Source organism: Pseudomonas sp. FBCC-B1565, assembly GCF_059133265.1.
In genome coordinates this window covers 3,725,243-3,744,906 of record NZ_CP101438.1, presented here as the reverse complement: position 1 = coordinate 3,744,906, position 19,664 = coordinate 3,725,243, and the positions used below count along the sequence as shown (strand labels likewise).

The 19,664-nt window shown below is 61.7% G+C and carries 17 protein-coding genes; 6 read left to right on the top strand and 11 right to left on the bottom strand.

Features of this window, described 5'->3' with window-relative positions; genetic code table 11:
• Positions 1–41: 41 nt before the first annotated feature.
• From NL123_RS17590 to NL123_RS17565, 6 genes are all read right to left on the bottom strand, one after another.
• Positions 42–833 (bottom strand): MipA/OmpV family protein, encoded by a 792-nt coding sequence (locus NL123_RS17590; protein WP_248488115.1) that lies wholly within the window; start codon positions 831–833, stop codon positions 42–44.
• Between the two features lie 17 nt (positions 834–850).
• Positions 851–2,665: a serine hydrolase domain-containing protein gene (locus NL123_RS17585; RefSeq protein ID WP_494355922.1), complete on the bottom strand. Its 1,815-nt coding sequence runs from the start codon at positions 2,663–2,665 to the stop codon at positions 851–853.
• 126 nt (positions 2,666–2,791) lie between these two features.
• Positions 2,792–3,517: an amino acid ABC transporter ATP-binding protein gene (locus tag NL123_RS17580; protein ID WP_248488117.1), complete on the bottom strand. Its 726-nt coding sequence runs from the start codon at positions 3,515–3,517 to the stop codon at positions 2,792–2,794.
• On the bottom strand, positions 3,510–4,169 hold the full coding sequence (locus NL123_RS17575; RefSeq protein ID WP_248488118.1) for an amino acid ABC transporter permease: 660 nt from the start codon (positions 4,167–4,169) through the stop codon (positions 3,510–3,512). Before NL123_RS17575 ends, NL123_RS17580 begins: the two co-directional genes overlap by 8 nt.
• Before the next feature lie 6 nt (positions 4,170–4,175).
• Entirely contained in the window at positions 4,176–4,838 is a 663-nt protein-coding gene (locus tag NL123_RS17570) for an amino acid ABC transporter permease (protein WP_248488119.1), read from the bottom strand.
• A gap of 51 nt (positions 4,839–4,889) precedes the next feature.
• The gene (locus NL123_RS17565) at positions 4,890–5,660 is read right to left on the bottom strand and encodes a transporter substrate-binding domain-containing protein (protein WP_248488120.1); all 771 of its coding nucleotides are present in this window, start codon (positions 5,658–5,660) and stop codon (positions 4,890–4,892) included.
• Positions 5,661–5,912: 252 nt separating this feature from the next.
• On the opposite strand from NL123_RS17565, the gene NL123_RS17560 reads away from it, so the two are divergent.
• Both NL123_RS17560 and NL123_RS17555 read left to right on the top strand, forming a co-directional pair.
• Positions 5,913–7,337, top strand: a complete 1,425-nt coding sequence (locus tag NL123_RS17560) for an NAD(P)/FAD-dependent oxidoreductase (RefSeq protein WP_248488121.1) — start codon at positions 5,913–5,915, stop codon at positions 7,335–7,337.
• A 21-nt stretch (positions 7,338–7,358) separates the two neighbouring features.
• Positions 7,359–8,360, top strand: a complete 1,002-nt coding sequence (locus NL123_RS17555) for a 4-hydroxyproline epimerase (RefSeq protein ID WP_494355921.1) — start codon at positions 7,359–7,361, stop codon at positions 8,358–8,360.
• 45 nt (positions 8,361–8,405) lie between these two features.
• On the opposite strand, the gene NL123_RS17550 is transcribed toward NL123_RS17555, so the two are convergent.
• The 4 genes from NL123_RS17550 to NL123_RS17535 all read right to left on the bottom strand — a co-directional run bounded on the left by NL123_RS17550 (position 8,406) and on the right by NL123_RS17535 (position 12,391).
• A complete protein-coding gene (locus NL123_RS17550; protein WP_248488123.1) occupies positions 8,406–9,104 on the bottom strand; it encodes a GntR family transcriptional regulator in 699 nt (232 codons plus the stop codon).
• Between the two features lie 109 nt (positions 9,105–9,213).
• Positions 9,214–10,788, bottom strand: coding sequence for an aldehyde dehydrogenase (NADP(+)) (locus tag NL123_RS17545; RefSeq protein ID WP_494355920.1), 1,575 nt, complete (start codon positions 10,786–10,788; stop codon positions 9,214–9,216).
• Between the two features lie 91 nt (positions 10,789–10,879).
• A complete protein-coding gene (locus NL123_RS17540) occupies positions 10,880–11,776 on the bottom strand; it encodes a dihydrodipicolinate synthase family protein (RefSeq protein WP_248488125.1) in 897 nt (298 codons plus the stop codon).
• Positions 11,777–11,902: 126 nt separating this feature from the next.
• Positions 11,903–12,391 (bottom strand): GFA family protein, encoded by a 489-nt coding sequence (locus NL123_RS17535; RefSeq protein ID WP_248488126.1) that lies wholly within the window; start codon positions 12,389–12,391, stop codon positions 11,903–11,905.
• A gap of 91 nt (positions 12,392–12,482) precedes the next feature.
• On the opposite strand from NL123_RS17535, the gene NL123_RS17530 reads away from it, so the two are divergent.
• The 4 genes from NL123_RS17530 to NL123_RS17515 are packed head-to-tail and all read left to right on the top strand — an operon-like array spanning position 12,483 to position 18,699.
• Positions 12,483–13,604: an AAA family ATPase gene (locus NL123_RS17530; RefSeq protein WP_494355919.1), complete on the top strand. Its 1,122-nt coding sequence runs from the start codon at positions 12,483–12,485 to the stop codon at positions 13,602–13,604.
• Positions 13,601–14,047 (top strand): bpX5 domain-containing protein, encoded by a 447-nt coding sequence (locus tag NL123_RS17525; protein WP_494355918.1) that lies wholly within the window; start codon positions 13,601–13,603, stop codon positions 14,045–14,047. The genes NL123_RS17530 and NL123_RS17525 overlap by 4 nt, the downstream gene beginning before the upstream one ends.
• The gene (locus tag NL123_RS17520) at positions 14,034–15,830 is read left to right on the top strand and encodes a hypothetical protein (protein WP_494355917.1); all 1,797 of its coding nucleotides are present in this window, start codon (positions 14,034–14,036) and stop codon (positions 15,828–15,830) included. The genes NL123_RS17525 and NL123_RS17520 overlap by 14 nt, the downstream gene beginning before the upstream one ends.
• Positions 15,823–18,699, top strand: a complete 2,877-nt coding sequence (locus NL123_RS17515; protein ID WP_494355916.1) for a bpX6 domain-containing protein — start codon at positions 15,823–15,825, stop codon at positions 18,697–18,699. The genes NL123_RS17520 and NL123_RS17515 overlap by 8 nt, the downstream gene beginning before the upstream one ends.
• Here NL123_RS17515 and NL123_RS17510 read toward each other — a convergent pair.
• The gene (locus NL123_RS17510) at positions 18,686–19,585 is read right to left on the bottom strand and encodes a LysR family transcriptional regulator (RefSeq protein ID WP_248488131.1); all 900 of its coding nucleotides are present in this window, start codon (positions 19,583–19,585) and stop codon (positions 18,686–18,688) included. The genes NL123_RS17515 and NL123_RS17510 overlap by 14 nt on opposite strands.
• Positions 19,586–19,664: the final 79 nt, after the last annotated feature.

The following is a 19,664-nucleotide window of genomic DNA, read 5'->3' as shown; positions in this document are numbered from 1 at the left end:
CCACATCGCTATCGAGGGCAAGCCCCCTCCCACCTATCCAATCAGAACGTGTATTCCAGCACGCCCATCACCGACGTCTGCAAGCGTCGCTCCACAATCGGGCTCTTGCCCGCTTCATCCGCCAGGTACTGCACATCCAGCAAGGTCGAGAACTCGGTGTGCTCGCTGATCGGCAGGCTCCAGACCAGGTTCAGGCCATTGCTGATATTGCCGGCACCGGCCTTGTAGGCCTTGAAGCGGCTGCGTGCGGCCTGGCCGGTGGTGACGCCGTACCAGGTCTGCATATAGTCACGGTCGCCAAAGTGGCTGTTGATGTTGGCATCGACGGAGCCATAACGGCCTTCGTACAGCGTGGTGCCCAGGCTCAGCTCCAAATGCGTAAAGGCCTTGCCGCTGTCCTTGTGGTCATCTTCCTTGAGCGCGTGCTCCAGGGTCGCGCCGACAATGGCGCCGCCGAGATTGTAGTGGGCGCTCACGCCCAGCTGCGGGCGTGACTTGATTTCGCCCATGCCCTTGAGGCGCTTGGAGCCCAAGTGCATGGATTCGTTTTTGTCCTTGCGCGATGCACTGGCGCCGACATACGCACTGAAACTCAAGGCATTGCCTTCGTAGCCCCAGCCCAGGCCTTTGTCGGTGTCGAGGAAAATCCCCCAGGGGCTGACGATGGCGCCGCCGAACACCGGCGCAGTCATGCGCTCATCGCTGCCGCTGTAGCGGGGCAGGTTGGCCACGCCGGCTTTGAGCGTGTAGGTCCAGTCCTCGGCCAGCACTGCGTCGGCGCTTGCCAGCAAACACAGCGAGGTGAGGGACAGGCAGAGGTTTTTGGGGCTCATCAGGGTTTTCATGTCGGTCAGAAACTCAAGGGTGGATGGGTACGTTTGAAGGAGTATCCCGAGGCGCTAAGGCCGTTGACCTGGCGGCTGACGGTGTCGCCCAGGCCATAACCGTTGCCGGCGAGTACGGCGTGGGCGTTGTCCACCGGCAGCAGGATGTAATCGGTCAAAGGCTCGTCGTGCAGTTGGCCGCGAATCACCAGGAAGCCGTCTTCCAGGCGCACGCTGATGCCGCTCAACGGCGCGTCGGGTTCATGGGTGTTGAGCACTTGATAGGTGCCGACGGTGTCGGCCCAGGCCATGGGCAAGGGCGGCGGGTCGATGCGTTCGCCGATGGCGATGCGCTGGCCGTGGCTGCGCGCGGTGAGCATCTGTCGGCCCTGCACAGTGATCACGTCGAGCTGTACGCGGCCGAGTTCGCCGAGGTCCTTGAGCCAGAACCCGAGGACTTTCTTTTGCGCGCGCAGCCAGCCGTGGTCGTCACGCAGCAGCTCGAAGTCGTAGCCGGCCAGTTCGCCGCGTAGCCGACCGGCGTCGTCCCGGATGCGGAACACGCCCCAGGCGGTGGCGTAAAAGCCGGACAGGCGCTGGCGGTCGATGGCGGCCGGCACCTGGCGCAGCTTGAGCCCGTGACGGGGCGCCTGGCACTCGTCGCTGCACACCGGCTCGCCGGTCTGCGCCTGGAGCATCAGGCGCAGGGTGTCGGTGGCCAGGTTGGCGACCAGGTCTTCGGCGTTGCTGTCATTGGCCATGATGATCACCGCCAGTTGCTGGTCCGGCAGCAGGGTCAACTGCGCGGCAAAATCATCGCCGCCACCGCTGTGCTGGTAGGTGCGCACGCCAGGCCCGACCGGCTCGTCACCGCACGGCGCGAGAAACCAGGCCAGGCCGATCCGGCAATCGAAGTCCAGGGCGTTGCCGGTGTTTTGCTGGGTGAACATGTCATCGATGGACCGCTGGTTCATCACCCGGTTGCCCTTGTACAGGCCCTCGGCGAACAACATCTGTACGTAATGGCTGAGGTCCTTGGGGCTGGCCCACAAACCGCCGGCCGCCAGGTCACGCACTTGCGCGTCGGTGCTGGCGATACCACCCTGATAGCCCTGGGCGCGATAACCCGCCTGTACTGCGGTGCCGATAAAACTCGCCTGGTTCATCTCCAGCGGCTTGAGCAGGCTGTGTTGCAATTGAGCCTCGAACTCTCTGCCGCTGCTGCGTTCGATCGCCGCGCCGACCAGCGCATAACCCAGGTTGGAATAGGCCACTTGGGTGCCGGGCGGTGTGCTCAGCCAGACGCCGGACAGGCGCATCGGCATCTGCCCCATGGCATAGCTGTTGCGCAGGTCGCGCAGGTGCTCGCTGGGCAGGCCGGATTGATGACTGAGCAGGCGACGCAAGGTGATGTCGCGGTCGGCGGCCTGCTGGTCGGTGTGGAAACGCGAACGCACATAGAACTCGCGCAACGTCTGTTGGATCGGTGCGTCCAGCGCCAGCCGCTGCTGTTCAACCAGTTGCAGGGCGGCGCTGGCGGTGAGCAGCTTGGAAATCGCACCAGCGCGAAACGCCGTGTTCGGCGTCACGGGCACGCCCAGGGTTTTGTCGGCCATGCCGAACCCGCGCGCCCAGATCAACTCCTGCCCGTTGACCAGTGCAATCGACAAACCGGGCACATTGGCCTGGGCCATATCCCGGGGGATGCGGGTTTGCAGGTAGCGGATGATCGCGCTGTAGTCGCCCTTGGGGATCGGCGGCGGGGTAGAGGCTTGCCCCTGGCAGCCGATGCTGCCCAACAGGCAACCGAGCAATGGAATACCGCGCAACGTGCGAAGCATGATGAGCACCCGGCAGGTGGTTTGGATGCTCAAATGCTAGGGGCGTGGCGCCCGGGGGTCTTTGACAGCTTTGTCGAGAAACTGTCAAAGACTGTTAACGCGCCAAGGTGTGTGGCTCATGTCACGTCAGTGCAATACGCGTTGGAGGAACTGCCGTGTCCTTTCTTCCTGTGGCTCATTGATTACCTGGCGAGCGTCACCGACTTCACAGATCAACCCGTTATCGAAGAATGCAATTCGGTCTGCGCACTCGCGAGCGAAGGCAATGTCATGGGTCACCATGATGAGGGTCATGCCTGAGTCCTTGAGTTTGCGGATAGTATCCAGCACCTCTCCCACGAGTTCAGGGTCGAGGGCGGAGGTGACCTCGTCGAATAGCATGTAGTCAGGCTGCATGGCCAGGGCGCGCGCTATCGCCAGTCGTTGCTGCTGGCCTCCAGACAGGCTGGCAGGGCGCATGTCTGCGCGATTGTCGAGGCCGACGAAAGCCAGGTGGTCACGAGCCAGTTGCAGAGCCTGGGCGTTGGGAAGCTTCTTGACCAGGCGCGGCGCCAGCGCCACGTTCTCCAGGGCGGTGAGGTGGGGGAATGCGTTGTATTGCTGGAACACGATGCCGAGCTTCTGGCGCAACTTGTTCAGGTCGGTTCCCCTGGCGTGCACATCCGTGCCGTCGACCATGATGCTACCTCCTTGAATCGGCTCCAGGCCATTGATGCACTGGAGCAAGGTGGACTTCCCCGACCCGCTGGCGCCGATCAGGCACAACACTTCACTCTTCTGGATGGTCAGGTTGACGCCCTTGATGACTTCGACAGCGCCGAAGCTTTTGCGGACATCCTTGATATCAATCATGGTGCATTACCTTTTCGAGATGGCGGCTGTAGCGGGAGATCGGGTAGCAGATCGCAAAGTAGAAGAGACCTGCGCCCGCGAGCACCAGGAGTGCTTCGTTCGAGCGGTTGATCAGGATCTGTGAAGCTCTCAGCAGCTCGATGTAGCCCACTACGCTCACGAGGGCTGTATCTTTTGTCAGGCCTATCACTGTGCCAATCCAGCCGGGAAGCAGTGTGCGAAAGGCAAGCGGGGCGGATAGGTGGCGCAGCTCCTGCCAATAGCTCAGCCCGAGTGACCGGCTGGCTTTTTTCAGTTGCGGGCGCACGGATTGCAAACCCGCGCGGACCAGTTCCGAGGTCAGCATGCCCATGTACAGGCTGAGGACGACAACCCCGATAAACAGTGGGCTCATCCCGAAGCCGGCCATGGCAAACAGGCTGTTGACCAGGATGAACTGGATGATCAGCGGAATGCTGCGGATGACGTTGACGAACGGTCCGAGTGCGAGACGTGCGAACACTGATTCTTGTCGAAGCCAACCGATCATCACGCCGAGCAGGCTGCCAAAAAAGGTGGCCAGCAGCGTCAGTAACAAGGTGTGCCACATACCGGTGAGCACAAACGGAAGATCGCCCCAGTGCAAACCTGAGTAAGCCAATTGGAATTGCATGATTGCCTACCCCTTGAACACGCGCCAGAAAGTGAGTCGGGCGCCGCCCTCGATAAGCTTGGACATGACGAAGTAGATCACGGCGGCGATGATGAAAAACTCAAACGTCCTGAAGGATTCGGACTGGGCCGCCTGCGTGGCGCCCGTGAGTTCGCGCAGGCCGATGATCATGCCCAGCGAGCTGTTGAGCAGGGCCCAGTTGAGTTGGTTGACGTAAGGGAAATAGACAATCCTGAACAGCTGCGGAAAGACCACATGGGTGTAGGCAGCGAATGATGAAATACCCAACGACCTGGCTGCGCGGTGTTGTTGTCGTGGAATAGCCTGCAACCCGCCACGAAAAATCTCGGCGAGGTAGCCGGCGTTGTTGAAAGACAGGGCGAACAGCATCGCCAGGTAGCTGGAGAAATGCAGCCCCAGTGCGCCAAGGCCAAAATAGATCATGTACACCTGGAACAGCGCTGGTGTATTGCGAGCGACTTCGATCCAGGACGTTGCGACAGCGTATCCAAGGCCTTTTTCCTGTTGACGTAACAGGGTCAGCGCAAGGGCGATCAGCGTGCCGATGATCATTGAAAGTACGGTCAGCACCAGCGTCGTTTTTGCCCCCTCGATCAGCTCGGGGAGCTTCTCCCAGACCATTGACCAATAAAACGTGTACCCGAACATAGCGCAGGCTCCAGGCAGGAGCGGCCGCGGCCGGCCGCTCGGAAGGTGAGGTTAGTAGTCCACGCCGGCAACTGTCAGCAAAGGCGCCTCGCCGTCACCGAAGTACTGCGCATACAGTTCTTGGTAGCGACCGTTCTTGACTTGGGTCCATACGAAGGTCTTCACCCAATTGAGCATCTGCGGGTCTGACTTTTTGACGGCGATGCCGCACAGGTCGGGAGGCGTAGGTGCTACTCCCTTGATCGTGAGCGTGGGAAATTGACCGCTCTGAACCAGTGCGGCCGCCGATGCATTTCCGATGATCACGCCGTCTATCTTGCCCTGGGCCAGTGCCAGGTAACCTTCGGCTTCGCTGCCGAACCCCGTATAGCTGCCGTTCGGGTCATCCCAGCCTTTGCGTAGCGCCTGCAGTTCCTGCTCGGTCGTGGTGCCTGTGACACCACCGATGTTGCGGCCTTTCAGGTCCTCGAAACGTTCGATGTTGGCGTCTTTGCGGGTGAGTACAACGTTGGTGTAGTTCACGTAGGGCTGGGAAAAATTCACGCTCATGGCGCGCTGGGGTGAGATCGAGGTGGAAGCAATCAGCACGTCGATGCGATTGGACACCAGTGCGGGAATACGTTCGGAGGAAGGTGTCTCGACAATCACGGCCTTTGCCCCAAGGGCCTTGGCCATGTCCTTGCAGTACTGAACGTCGTATCCCTCCGGCTCATTGGCCTGGTTGCGAAAACCCGCCGGCGGGTAGTCGAGTTGCACACCGCATCGTAGGGTTTTTGATGAAATGACCTGGTCCAGGGTTGAACCGGCGCCGGCTGAGTTCATGGAAGCGGTTGTGGCGAGGACGAGCAGGAGAGAGGTGCTTGCGTGACGTGCAATGTTCATGGAAATCCCCGATCTGATTGGCATTGTATTTTTTAGGGGTGTGGCGTTGGTATGCGTTGTATCCAATCTACATCTGTCGAAAAATCTACCAAATGTTTATTCGCGGAAGTAGAGGGGGAAACAGGGTTTTTTGCATTGAAGGTCAAAAAAACAGCCTATAAATTCTAAATAAACCTTAAAAAACAATTGGTTGTGTCTAATAAAAAAGATGTTGCTGACTATGAAGTGTGTCAGGGTTTGGCAGACGCAGCAGCGACGGTTGACAGATTGTGTTTATTGTATCCAATCTACATGCGCTCGTTCTGGTCGATCAGATCGGGCATGATTGCTTTCAAAAAGGTGCATTTTTTCCATCTGAAAAGGGTGCGATTCATGAGGCACGTAATCGTCATTGGCGCCGGCATTGTGGGGCTGGCAACGGCGCATCATCTGCTGGGGGCGGGAGTCCGCGTCACCCTGGTTGACCGCGACCCTGAAGGTGACAAAGCATCGTTCGGCAATGCCGGAGGCATCGCGGTCACGGAAGTGATTCCAGCTGCGGTGCCGGGCGTGTTGTGGAAAGTGCCCGGATGGCTGGCGGACCCGTTGGGACCCCTGGCGATACGTCCGGGGCACGCGCCCAGGTTGATACCGTGGCTGCTGCGTTTCTCCCGTGCCGGCAGGCCCTCGGAGTTCAAGCGCATATCGGCGGCGTTGGCGGCACTTAACGCTCGGGTCTACGACGACCTGCTGCCGCTGCTCGCGGAACACAATCTTCGCGAAGAGCTGCTACAACTCGGCGCCCTGACGGTCTACGAGAAAGAAGCGGCGTTTGACAAGGACGCAATGCAGTGGGGCCTCAAACGAGCGTGGGGTGTTGAGGTGCGCACGTTGACCGGCAACGAAGCACGTGAAATCGAGCCTGCACTGGGTCGGACAATCACGCGCGGGGTGTTCACACCCCAGTGGTCACACGTCAGGGACCCCAAGACCCTGGTTGATAAGTTGCGTCAGTCATTGCTTGCCAGGGGGCTTTGCATTCAGGTCGCCGAGGCCTGTGGTATCCGGCCGGGCCTTGAGGGTAGCGCTGTGTCGGTGGGGCTCGTCGATGGCCGGTGGTTAACGGCCGATAAGGTCGTGGTCGCCGCCGGTGCGTGGTCAGGCCTACTCGCCCAGCGCCTTGGCGACAAGGTCTTGCTGGAAAGCGAGCGAGGCTACAACACCACCCTTCCCGAACCGGGTGTCGTCTTGTCCAGGGAGGTGATCTTCGCGGAGCGCCACTTCGTGGCCACGCCGTTGAGCTGTGGTTTGAGGGTCGGTGGCGCCGCGGAGTTCGGCGGGTTGAATGCACCGGCGAATTTCAAGCGCTCCCAGGCCTTGGCCAGGCTGGCCGCGCTCTATCTGCCCGGGTTGCGTACGGAGGGCGGTACCCGTTGGGCCGGGCATCGCCCTGCGACCCCTGACAGCCTGCCGGTGATCGGCGCCTCAGCGCGCCATCCCTCGGTGATATACGCCTTTGGCCATGGTCATCTCGGGCTTACCCAGGCGGCCACAACCGGTCGCTTGGTCAGCGATATTGCTCTGGGCAAACCCTCTTTGGTCGACCTTGAACCCTATGCAATCAGCCGTTTCAACTAACGCGTTCAAAAGGGAGTTCCTATGTCTCGTCATACGTTCTTTTGCATCGATGCGCATACCTGTGGCAATCCGGTGCGCATCGTCACCGCGGGGGGGCCTTTGCTGCCCAATGTTTCAATGGCTGAAAAGCGTCAGATTTTCCAGCGCGAGCATGATTGGGTGCGACAAGCGTTGATGTTCGAACCGCGTGGTCATGATGGGATGTCAGGCAGCATCTTGTATCCGTCGTCACGTGAGGATTGCGACATCGGCGTGTTGTTCATTGAGGTCAGTGGCTGCCTGCCAATGTGCGGTCACGGCACCATCGGAACGGTGACTGCGGCGCTGGAAGCCGGTCTGGTGGTGCCGAGGATCGAGGGTTCGTTGGCCATCGAGGCGCCGGCCGGGCGCGTTGCGATCGACTACGTGAAAAACGGTACGAGAGTGGAGCAGGTTCGCCTGTACAACGTTGCGAGTTATCTCCACGCAGCTGATGTGGCGCTTGATGTACCCACCCTGGGCAAATTGAACATAGACCTGGCGTATGGAGGAAATTTCTACGTCATCATCGAGCCGCAAGCCGGTTGGGATGGCCTGGATTCAATGGACGTCAGTGAAATTATTCGGTTGAGTCCTCTGGTTCGTCAGGCCGCGCAGGCGCTGCTGGCGCCGGTGCATCCGCAAGACAGTCGTATCCAGGGCATCAGCCATGTGATGTGGTGTGACAAACCCAGGAACCCACGCGCGCACGCGCGCAACGCAGTGTTTTACGGTGACAAGGCCATTGATCGTTCACCGTGTGGCACAGGTTCTTCTGCGCGCATGGCACAACTGGTCGCCCGAAGCCGCTTGAAGGTGGGCGATACGTTTGTCCACGAGAGCATCATCGGCACACTGTTTGATTGTCGGGTCGAGTCGGCGACGGAGGTAGGTGCTTTCCCGGGCATCATGCCGAGCATTGCTGGTTGGGCTCAGGTCACGGGGCACAACACTATTCTTGTGGATGAGCGCGATCCGCTGGCGCATGGGTTTCAACTCAATTGAGCCAAGTGGACAAGCCCCTCCGCCAAGGAGGGGCGCCACTGGCATTCAAGCCTGGGTTTCTTTATCGCGTTTTTTCTTGAGCAGTGTGACCAGGTCAGAACCTGCACGCTGAATGTGCTTGCGCAGGAACTGAACCGCTTTCTTGACATCACGTTTTTCGCACAGGTGGAGTAGCTCGCGGTGGTCGACTTCGGCTTCTTTTTTCCCCGCGGTCAGCAACAGTTGCAGGCGGATGTATCGATCCGTCTGAACGTTGATGCCTTGAACGATAGCCAGCGTTTGCACACGATCAGCCGCTGCATACAGGCTTTGATGAAACAGCCAATTGAGCTTGCCCCATTGCGCGATGTCATCGTCGAGGTAGGCGGCTTCAAGTTGCGGCAGCAATTGTTTGGTGGCCGCAAAGTGTGCGTCGGTCATTTTCGGCAGGGAGCGTTCCAATAGCTCGGATTCCAATAGCGCACGCAGGTCAAACAACTCCGCGATTTGCTCAAGGGGAATGGACTTCACCACGGAGCCTTTGTGAATCTGCGTCGTGATCAGCCCGGACGCCTCCAGCTCCTTGAATGCTTCACGCACCGGCATGCGGCTCACACCGTACTCGGTCGCAATGGTCTCTTGGATCAGCGACTCGCCTTCCTTGAATTCCCCATTCAGGATCCGCTCACGCAGTGATTCCGCCAGGGTTTCAGGCAAGCTTTGACGTTTGATGCGCAGGTTGGGTAAAGGCTCTTTCTTCGGCATTCTTCAACTACTGACAGGTGAATGGATCCAGGATTTGAGATCCCCATCGGTCGATCATACCTCAGGCTCACGAGTGTAGGACGCTTCCAGTAAATGAGCGCGAAACATGTCAAGGTTTCACTGTGCCATCTATCCTTCGGCTGAGCCCTAATGGGTTGCTGTCCTGGAGTGCCGGGGGTAGCAAAGCCTGGGGGAAGTCCTGGTAACACACGGGGCGCAGGAATCGATTGATCGCCAGGCTGCCTACTGAAGTGGAGCGAGGGTCGGAAGTCGCCGGGAAGGGGCCACCATGAACCATGGCATGACAGACTTCCACGCCTGTGCCGAAACCGTTCAGCAGAATACGTCCGGCCTTTTTCTCCAGTGTGGGCAGCAGCGCGGCGAGTGCGGGGTAGTCGTTGGTGCTGGCGTGAACGGAAATCGTCAATTGACCTCCCAGCGCTTCAAGTACCTGCAGCAGGCTGGAGGCATCGGGGCATCGAACGATCAACGATGAGGCGCCAAAGACCTCGTCACGCAGTTCTGTATTTTTCAGGAACGCATGCGCGCTGGTGGCGAACAGCGCGGCCTGCCCTTGGAAGCTTTCACCTTGTCGTCCTCGTCCAAGCAGTTCTACGCCAGACTGCGCACGCAGTTTTTCGACACCGTCGCAATAATTGTCATAGATCAGACGCGTCAGCATGGTTGTCGCAGGTGCGGCGCTCAGGGCGATGATTGCCGCGTGCTCAAAGGCTGCGAGTGACGGGCCCTCGATCGCCAGGATCAATCCAGGGTTCGTACAGAACTGGCCTGCGCCCAGGATGAGCGAAGCGACGAAGGTGTCAGCGATCGCCGCACTGCGTTCGGCCAGCGCATGGGGCAGCAACACCACTGGGTTGATCGCGCTCATTTCGGCGTAGACCGGTATCGGCTCCGGGCGCGCCGCTGCAATATTCATCAAGGCTATGCCTGCTCGTTGCGAACCCGTGAAGCCCACCGCCTTGATCCGGTGATCGGCAACCAGGGCCTGGCTGATGCTGTGCTGCGCATCGAATATCAGGGAGAAAACGCCCTCCGGTAAATTGCATGCACTTATTGAACGCTGAATCGCCTGGCCCACCAGCTCGGATGTACCTGGATGCGCCGAGTGCGCCTTGACGATCACTGGGCAGCCGGCGGCCAGTGCAGAGGCGGTATCGCCCCCCGCGACAGAAAACGCCAGTGGAAAATTGGACGCGCCGAACACGGCCACCGGGCCAAGGGCAATGTTGCGCAGCCGGATGTCTGCGCGTGGCAGTGGTGTGCGTTCAGGGCATGCAGGATCAACGCGAGCCTCCAGGAAACTGCCGTCGCGGACAACGGAGGCGAACAGCGCCAACTGGTTGACCGTGCGGGTCCGTTCGCCCTCAAGGCGCCCGCGCGGCAGACCTGTTTCGGCCATGCAACGTTCGATCAAGGCATCACCCAGCGCGAGGAGATTGCGCGCAATGGTTTCCAGGAAAACCGCACGATGCCCTGGCGTCGTTTCGCGGTAAGCATCGAAAGCCGCATTTGCCAGTGCGCAAGCGCTGTCGAGGTCGTCCAGCGTGGCACCGCCGAAGGCTGGGGAAAGGGGCTCACCGGTGGCGGCGTTGAATCCCCACATCTGACCGTTTTTACCGCGAACCTTCGACTGACCGATCAGCATCTCACCTGTAATGGACATAACGGGACTCGCTCAATGAAAAATGGCTGTGAAGGGGTTGGATGATGGTTGACGGAGCGGGCCCCTTGACGAGGCGAAAGGGCCCGTTGCGTCAGCCGCGAACGGCGAGGCTATCGATCGCTTTCTGGACGGTGCTGATCACGTATTCGCGCTCCTCGCCTACAAGGGCCAGGCGTGGTGCGCGCGTCCATTCCGGCGCGCCGTAGACCAGGTGCTCGGCCAGCTTGATGTACTGCACCAGCTTGACGTGTACATCCAGGTGAAAGGACGGGGTGAGGATGTGGTACAGCTCGCGGGCTTCGCTGAAGCGTTGCTGGGCGCAGAGATTGAAGAGCTTGACGCATTCTGCCGGCCACACGTTGGTCATGCCCGACACCCAGCCGGTGACGCCCAGTGCGCTGCTTTCGACGATCAGGTCGTCGACCCCGCAAAAGATGCTGAAGCGATCGCCGAAGGCCACGTACATGTCGGTCACGCGCCGGATGTCGCCGGTTTCTTCCTTGACGCAGACGATCTCGGGTGTGTCCACCAGGTCGGCCAGGATCGCCGGGGTGCAGTCCACGCCATAGGCGATCGGGTTGTTGTAGATCATGATCGGCAAGTCGGTTGCGCTGGCGATGCCCTTGTACCATTCCACCGTCTCGCGATGATCGGTCTTGTAGCCAAGGCTTGGAAACACCATCAGTCCTTGGGCGCCAAAACGCTTGTACAGCGCCGCATGCTTCCTGGCCGTTTGCAGGGTGATTTCGGCCAGGCCGCACAGCACCGGCACACGCCCGTCGGCGACCTCGACCGCCGCGCGAATGACTGATTCGCGCTCCTGCATGCTCATTGACGCGTTCTCGCCCAGCATAGGCAGGACAACAACGCCTGAAACCCCATTATTGATCAGTCGATCAATGCTGGCTTGGGTTGCCGCCAAATCGACCTCGCCATCCTCGGTCAGCTTGGTGGTGACTGCGGGGAAAACGCCTTTCCAGATTGCCATTTCAAGTACCTTTTTTGTTGTGGTGGGACTGCTTTTAGATTGTCAACTGTATCCAATCTACAATCTGTCAATTTCGCTTGTCCACCTGAGGCTTGTTTTTTTTATGGCAAAAAAATTCTGTGGTGATTAACGCGCCAGCCCATGCCGCTCATGCCACTGCGCAATGGACTCCTGCGGGTACTCGTCAAACTGCAGGTCACCCTTGCGCACTGTGAGCTCCACCCACGGCGCCTTCGACGCCAGCATCAAGTGCGTATGGTCCGGCGGTACCGGCAACGGTGTGTCGATGGCCGAGGCAAACGGGTGGATCAGCTCCGGCCATTCCGGGCTGAACACCCACAGCGCGCTGCCGCATTGCGAGCAGAAATGCCGCTCGGCGCTACTCGCATGGGCGCGGCTGGCGCCTTCGGGCTTGAGCCTGGCGTGGTAGATCGAAATGGCTTTGCGCCCGCGCACCTTCAGGCTCGCGGTGTCACCGGCCAGGTTGATCGCGTAGCCACCGCCGCCCTGGGTCTTGCGACAGATCGAGCAGTAGCAACGCTGGTAAGGGTAGGGGTGGGCGCTGGTGAGGCTGAATGTGACGGCGCCGCAATGGCAGGATCCTTCGAGCTGCATGGGCTGACTCCTGATCAGGGTATGTAACAACGCTTTGCTAATACCTTAGCCTCAGGCAAGATTCAGCGCTTTGGTTTCAGGGAAGACGCCCATGATTGCTCAGTTGCAAAGCGCTGCCGCGCAAATCCGCCATGCTGTACGTGCCGCAACCGAGGGCTTGGTGGGGCGCGAGCAATTGGCCGAACTGATCGTGCTGGCGGCGGTGGCCCAGGAACATATCCTGGTGATCGGGCCGCCCGGCACCGCCAAGAGCGCCGTGGTGCGGCGCGTTGCGCAGTCGATGGGCGGGCGCTATTTCGAGTACCTGCTCGGGCGCTTCACCGAACCGTCCGAACTGTTTGGCGCGGTCGACCTGAAAAAGCTGCGCGAAGGCACGGTGGAAACCGATGTCAGCGGCATGCTGCCGGAAGCCGACATCGTGTTTCTCGACGAAGTCTTCCTGGGCTCCACCGCGATCCTCAATACCTTGCTCGGCGTACTCAACGAGCGGCGTTTCCGCCGTGGCCACACCCAGGTGCAATGCCCGCTGCGGGTGTGCGTCGGCGCGGCCAACGGCCTGCCGGATGATGAAGCGCTGGCGGCCTTTGGTGATCGTTTCCTGTTGCACCTGTTTGTCGAGTCGGTGCCGGACAACCAATTGGAGGCCATGCTGGCCGGTGGCTGGCAGTCGGAGCAACGCCCGGTGCAGCAGTTGCTGGGCCTCACGCAACTGGACACGCTTGGCCATGCGTTGAAAAACGTCGACCTGGCCGCCGTGCGTCCCGCCCTGGCCCAGGCGGTTCGTCGTCTGCGTGAAGCCGGCATCCAGTTGTCTGACCGACGCATCGTCAAATCCCAACGCCTGATCGCCGCCGCCGCGTTGCTCAGCGGCCGCCTCGAAGCCAGCGACGCTGACCTGTGGCCGCTGCTGTACGTGTTGCCGACCCAGGCCACCCAACAACAGGGGCGTGAGGTGTTGCGCGACCTGTTTGCCGCGTCCAGCAACAGCCATCTGTTCAGCGCCGTGGAAGAGGCTACGTTGCAGCCGATGTCACGTCTGAATCGCCTGCTGGAAACCGCCGAAGACTATCTCGCCCGTAGCGAACCGCCGACCAGTACGGCGCTCGAAGGGTTGTTGCGCGAGATTGATGCGAACTTCAACAGCCAGACGATGCCCGAGCCGTTGCAGCGGGCACGGGGGCAACTCACACGATTGCTGACACCTGCCGAATGAGTGCGTTGCCCCATCCTTGGCGCTGGCGCTCACGCCAGGCACCCGTCGAGGCGCAAGCCGCCGTGGCCTGGGGTGATGCGGCACGCCGGATGCTCAGGCGCCTGGCGCTGCTTGAGCCTGAACACGCCGCGCGTCTGCACGCCACGGCCAACGGTGAGGTGCTGGTGGTGACCGGCTCGACGGCTGATCTGCCGTGGGTCGACGGCGTGGCTTACGCGGCTCCCAGCGCGAGCGCGCCACACCTCTGGTTGCCGACCAGCTGGGAGCCGGATGTGCCCCAAGACCTGCTGGGCCAGGCCTTTTCCGCACGCTTCAAGCGTTCGCCCCTGCTGGTGTGGCATGAGCCTGCGGCCGTGGTCCCGTTGGACCGCTTGCTGGCCGTTTCGCCTGCCCTTGTGCAACGTATCGCTGATTATTGGGGAGTCACTCATGCAACTGCCTGAGTCGCTGCAACCCTGGCGGCACTGGCTGGAATGGTTTGCCCCGGAACAGTTACCCGTGTTCGCCGACCTGCTGGGCCGCCTCAACCCGCTGTTGGGACCGCTGCGAGGCCTGCACCAGGGCGGTGTGCCGGAGCCCGACGGCCTGGGCGACCTGCACCGGCGCGGTGCCTATGAGCGGCTGCTCTCCAGCGAATGGCTGCTGGCCGATGAAGTACCCGATGAGTTCCTGCGCCGGGCGGTCGGCGGCGAGCATATGTTCCTCGCGCCACAGTACCGCGCCCAGGCGGCGAACCGTCTGATCGTGGTGTTGTTCGACGCCGGACCCCTGCAATTGGGCGTCGCGCGCCTGGTACACCTGGCGCTGCTGATATTGCTGGCGCGGCGAGCCGAGGAGGCGGGGGCGCAATTGCGCTGGGGCATTCTGCAGGGCACGCCGGTGTTGCATGAGCTGGACTCGGCGGCGCAACTCAAGCGCTTGCTCGAAGCCCGTACCTACGAGGTGGTGAGCGACACCCATTGGCTGGCTTGGCGTGACGCCTTGGCCGAACATCTGGCGGGAGAGTGCTGGGTGGTCGGCCAGCGCTTGCCGCCTACCGATTCCAAGACCTGCACCCACCGCGTGCAGATTGCGCGCAACCTGGACGGACGCAGTCTGTCTTTTGCCTTGCAGTCACGACGCGTGTCGCTGCCCATGCCCGACGAGCAACAGGCGGTGCGCCTGCTCAAGGGCCAGTTCGATAACGCCGCGCATACCCCGCCGCCCACCGCCACCGGGCGGGTGGCGCGGGTGGCTTTGACATTGTCACCGGTCATCTCCGGCTCCGGCAACTATGTCGCCCTGCGCCTGCTCGACGAACACGGCATGGTGGTGATCAAGCTGCCGCACAAAAACCAGAAAAAAGCCCTGGAGGTACGCCGTCGCCTGTGGGGCAAACACCAGCATGTGTTTGCCGCCGCGTTTAATTATCGCAGCCTCGGTGCGGTGCTCGGTGATGGCCACATCCTGACCTTCTGGAATATCCCCGGCCTTGTTTCCGCCAACAAACCTGCACGCGAAGAGCTGCACCTGCCACCGGGCACCGCGACCTTGCTGCCCGCGGTGTGGCTGCGCGGCCAACAAGCGGAACGCCTGTATGTGCTTGATACAAATGGTCAGCTCGCCCACTGGCAGCGTCCCGGTCATGGACCGAGGGGCGCGTTTTTCTCGGTAACCAACAATGTCATAGGCTTGGCGCAGCTGGATGCCTTGTCGTTGGTCTACGCCCGCAGCGAGGCCGGGCAACTGGTGGCGTACCCCGCAACGGCCTCTGGTGTCCGCAGTTCCGGCTATGCGGTCGGTGCAGCGGCCGGGGTCAGCCAGGTACTGTTCGCCAGCACCTCCCACTGGAAGTACACCTTTGGCGGGTGCGCATTACTCACTCACCATGATGGCCGCCAGAGTTGGCGCCTGGTGACCCACGACAGCTTCCCCGCGAAAAGGGCGCAGATCGACTTGGCGCCGGGCTGGAGTGCTATCGGCCTGCATCACCATGTGGCCGCGCAGGAGTGCTATGCATTGGTACTGCTGGGCCCGAACCAGCACACCGTCGGCCTGTACTCGGAAGGTCTGCAACAGACGCTGTTCACCACCTCCGCACCGATTGCCCGTGCCAGCTTCTGCCCCATGAGCGGGCTGGTGGCGGTGCTGACCACCGCCCGGGAACTACTGGTGTTCAACGTCACCGAGCGCGCCATGCGTTTGCAAGTCATGTGCGACCTGAAACAAGAGCCTGCCCATGCATGAGCACGAACCCCTGCTGATCCGCCGACCGCTGCTGACCGGCCACCAGTCCATCGACGGTGTGTGGTTGCCTGCTGACCGCTTCACCACGCAGGAGCGGGCTCGCCTGATCCTCGGACACTGGCGCGCGGGCGCCGCCGCCTACCGTTTTGCCGACGGAGATGTGTTGCAGTTCAGCGTGCCCGTCGCATTCGATTGCCAGACCTTAGACGGCTGGCCGCTGGTCCGCCAGGGGCGTGGGTTGTGTTCGGCACGGCTGACCGCTGACGAGCTGCGTGCTTTACCCACCGCCGACTTGTGGCTGGTGCGCGCCAGCCAGGTGCACGCCTTGCAGCTGCGCGACGCCAAGGTCCTTGAGCCTGGGTTGTGGCTGGAGATCAGTGCCTACACCTTACTCGATACCTTCGATTGTCATGCGCCGGTTGCGCCGCAGCTGCCCGTGCCGGACATCACCGATGTGCGTGAGATCCTTGGCGGCTTGGCGCCGGTCAGTCCCGAGCAGGAAGGCGTGATCCGCGCGTTGCTGGAGCGTCAACCGCCAGCGCCGAAAGCAGCGCCTCCCAAGGCGGCCCAGCCATGGGCCAGTGAGGCGCCCGCGCAGTACCCGGCGTTGAAACTGGGCGCCACCCTGGCGTTGGTCGCCGGGTTGATCTGGATGGGCACTCACAGCCAATCCCAACCCCTGACACCGATTCCTGCTTCGACCACTGAAGACATCAGCCGCGTGATCCTGGGCATGTTGCTAGGCGCAACGGTGTTCACTGCCTTGTTGATGGGCATCAACAAATACCTGCGTCGAGGCGTGCAGCCCGTCGGCGCCGCGCCTTCGGCACCGGCGGATCCGGGCATCGCCGAGCGGGCCACACCGGCTCGGCTTAAACCGTCCGCCTGGCGCCGTTGGCTGACCCGTCTGACCGAGCTTTCAAAACTGTCCAGGCTCTACGGCAAACGCCAGGCCGCCTACATGCAGCGCATGCTGGAGATGTTCGAGGACGGTGATTTTGCCGAAGCCTTGCGCCATGCCATTCCTCTGGGAGGCCAGGAGCCGGATGCTGAACAGAACTTCGGTACGCCGCAGCGGCGCGACGACCTGACCCTCAGCCAGCAGAGCGGGCCAGGCCGCGCCTACCACTTCGAACAAAGCCTGACCGAGCACCTGCGCGAGGTCTATCGCCGCTCATACGAACGCCTGGCTCGGGAAAACCGGATCGAAGAAGCGGTATTTGTCCTCGCCGAACTGCTCAAGGAGCGCCAGGAAGCCCTCGACTACCTGGAAAAGCACGCACGTTACCAACAGGCTGCCGACCTGGCCCTGGCCTGGGACATGCCGTCGGCGGTCATCGTGCGTCTGCTGTGCCTGGCCGAGAACTGGCAGCGTGCCTTACTGGTGGCGCGGCGTGACGATGCGTTTGCCGATGCCGTGGTGTTGCTCCAGGCCAGGCAGCCGCAGATTGCCGAGCGTTTGCGCCTGGAGTGGGCCGAATCGCTGATCGCCAAGGGCCTGTGGCTGCAAGCCGTCGAGGTGGTGTGGAGCCTGCCGGATGAGCGCACGCGCGCGGCGCAATGGTTGCTGGATGCCGAAGCGGCCGGTGGGCGGCTGGCGATGGGGGCCTTGGTCAAACGCGCGATTCTGCTGCCGCAGACCCTGGAAGCTTACGGGCCGTGGATCGAACAGTTGCGCGACGCTCCCGACCGATACGCCGAGCGTGACGCCCTGGCGCACGCCCTGTTGGCGCACAAATCTGATGCCGCTGCCCTGAGTTGGCTGGCCGGTGCAACCGTGCACGCAGTGATCGCCGACCAACTCAGTGGTCGCGGCGGGCTGAACTTCAATCAGCTGCAAGCGCTGGTCAAGATGAGCCGCGATAAATTGTTGCAGGCAGACTTGCCTGGCCAGGCCCTGAAGCGGCCTGCCATACGCTCGTTGGTAGGGGTGGGTGATGCGCTGGAGTGGACCGCCCCGACCCAGGGTAGCCGACCGATATACGACGCAGTGTCGCTGGATGACGAGCGTTACCTGGTGGCGCTGGGCGAGGCCGGTGCGGTGGTGACGGATGCCAGCGGCCAGCCACTGTTCCTCTTCGCCGTGCCGGCCCAGCGGATTGTCCTGGCTCACAGTCGGCAGATGGCGCTGGTGCTGGCCCGGCGTGACCGGGTATGGCGTATCAGCAAACTCGACCTGGTCAACCGTACCGCCACCGACCTGGGCGTGCAGGTGCTGGAGGTGTTCGCCGAGCAGTTTGACGGCAGCACCTGGACCCTCGGTCAGGACCGGCAACTGCGCGTGGTGGACGTGGATCGCAACTTTCAGACCCTGTGGCATGTCAGCGACTTGCCGGGGGCGCTGCGCGCGCTCAAAGGCAACGAACGTAATGAGTTCCTCTGGCTCTACAACCCGCGCGAGGGTGTCGAACGCTGGCACTATCGCTTGCCTGAGCGTCGCTTGGCCGGGCGTGAGCCGGCGTCCACGCAGTCGCAGGAAAGCCACGCGCTGTACTGTGCACTCGATCAAACCATTGAGTACGGGATCAGGTGCCGCGATGACGAAGAGCCGACGCTGATCCTGGATGTCGATGGCAACCGCAAGGGTTATCGCATGCCGGGCTGTGACGAAGGTTTCTTCGACGGCGACCCGGTGCGCATTGCCCTCGACGCGCAGTGGTTGGTGTTCGGCTATATTGCCGGCGAACGCGACACGCGTTGGCACTTTATCCATCGCGCCAGTGACCACCTGTGTGCGGTGCTGCACTGGCCTCGTTACGAAGTGAACATCCGTCGCACCGAGGACGGCTGGCTGTTATTCGACGACCAGGGGCGCTTGAGCCATGTCACCGTGGACGGTGCGCGTCTGCGTAACCTCAGTTTGCACTGACCGAGTCCGGCATCAACGTGGCGATCAACGCACGAATGGTGCCGGGTAACGCCTCCAGCTCCCGCACCAGGATGCTGCGCTCGCGGATTGCCCAGGGTTCATCCAGCTTCACCGCCACCAGCCGCATGGTACGGCTGTGGCGCACGGCGGCGGACTCCGGAATGATGCCGATGCCCACACCGGCTTCGACCATGCGGCAGATTGCCTCGAAACTCGACATCTGGATGCGCAGCGACAGCTGCTTGCCCAGCCGCTCGACGTGTTCACGCAGGAAGCTCAGCAAGGTGCTGCCTTCATGCAGGCCGATGTGCTGGTAGGCGAGGGTCTGTTCCAGGGTGACGGAGGGTTGTTCCGCCAGCGCATGCCCCACCGGCACCATCAGCACCAGTTTATCCGTGCTGAAGTGCAGTACCTGCAACCCCGAGGCTTCCACGGGGCCGGCGATGATGCCCATGTCGCTGGTGCCATCCAGTACGCCGCGCACGATGTCGCGGGACAGGCGCTCCTGCAGGTCGACGGTCACGCCGGGGCGCTGGGACAGGAAGCCCGCCAGCACCTCCGGCAAGAACTCGGTGACCGCCGTGGTGTTGGCAAAAATGCGGATATGCCCGGCCGAATCCACGCCGTATTGGGTGAATTCGCTCTTCAGGTAATCCACCTGGCGCATGATCAACCGTGCATGGTGCAGCAGGCGCTCTCCGGCCGGGGTGATCTCCACGCCACGGCTGTCGCGGTACAGCAGGCGCGTGTCGAGTTGGCCTTCGAGGGCCTTGATCCGCGCACTGGCGGCGGCCGGCGAGAGGAACGCACGCTTGGCGCCCTGGGTCAGGCTGGGGGATTCGGCGATGTGGATAAACAGGCGCAGGTCGGCCAGATCGAAGTGCATGCAAGACTCCCGGGACAGGATGGCGGCGTTCAGCATAACCGAACGCTGGTTTATTGAAATGCAAATTCCCGGAACGGGT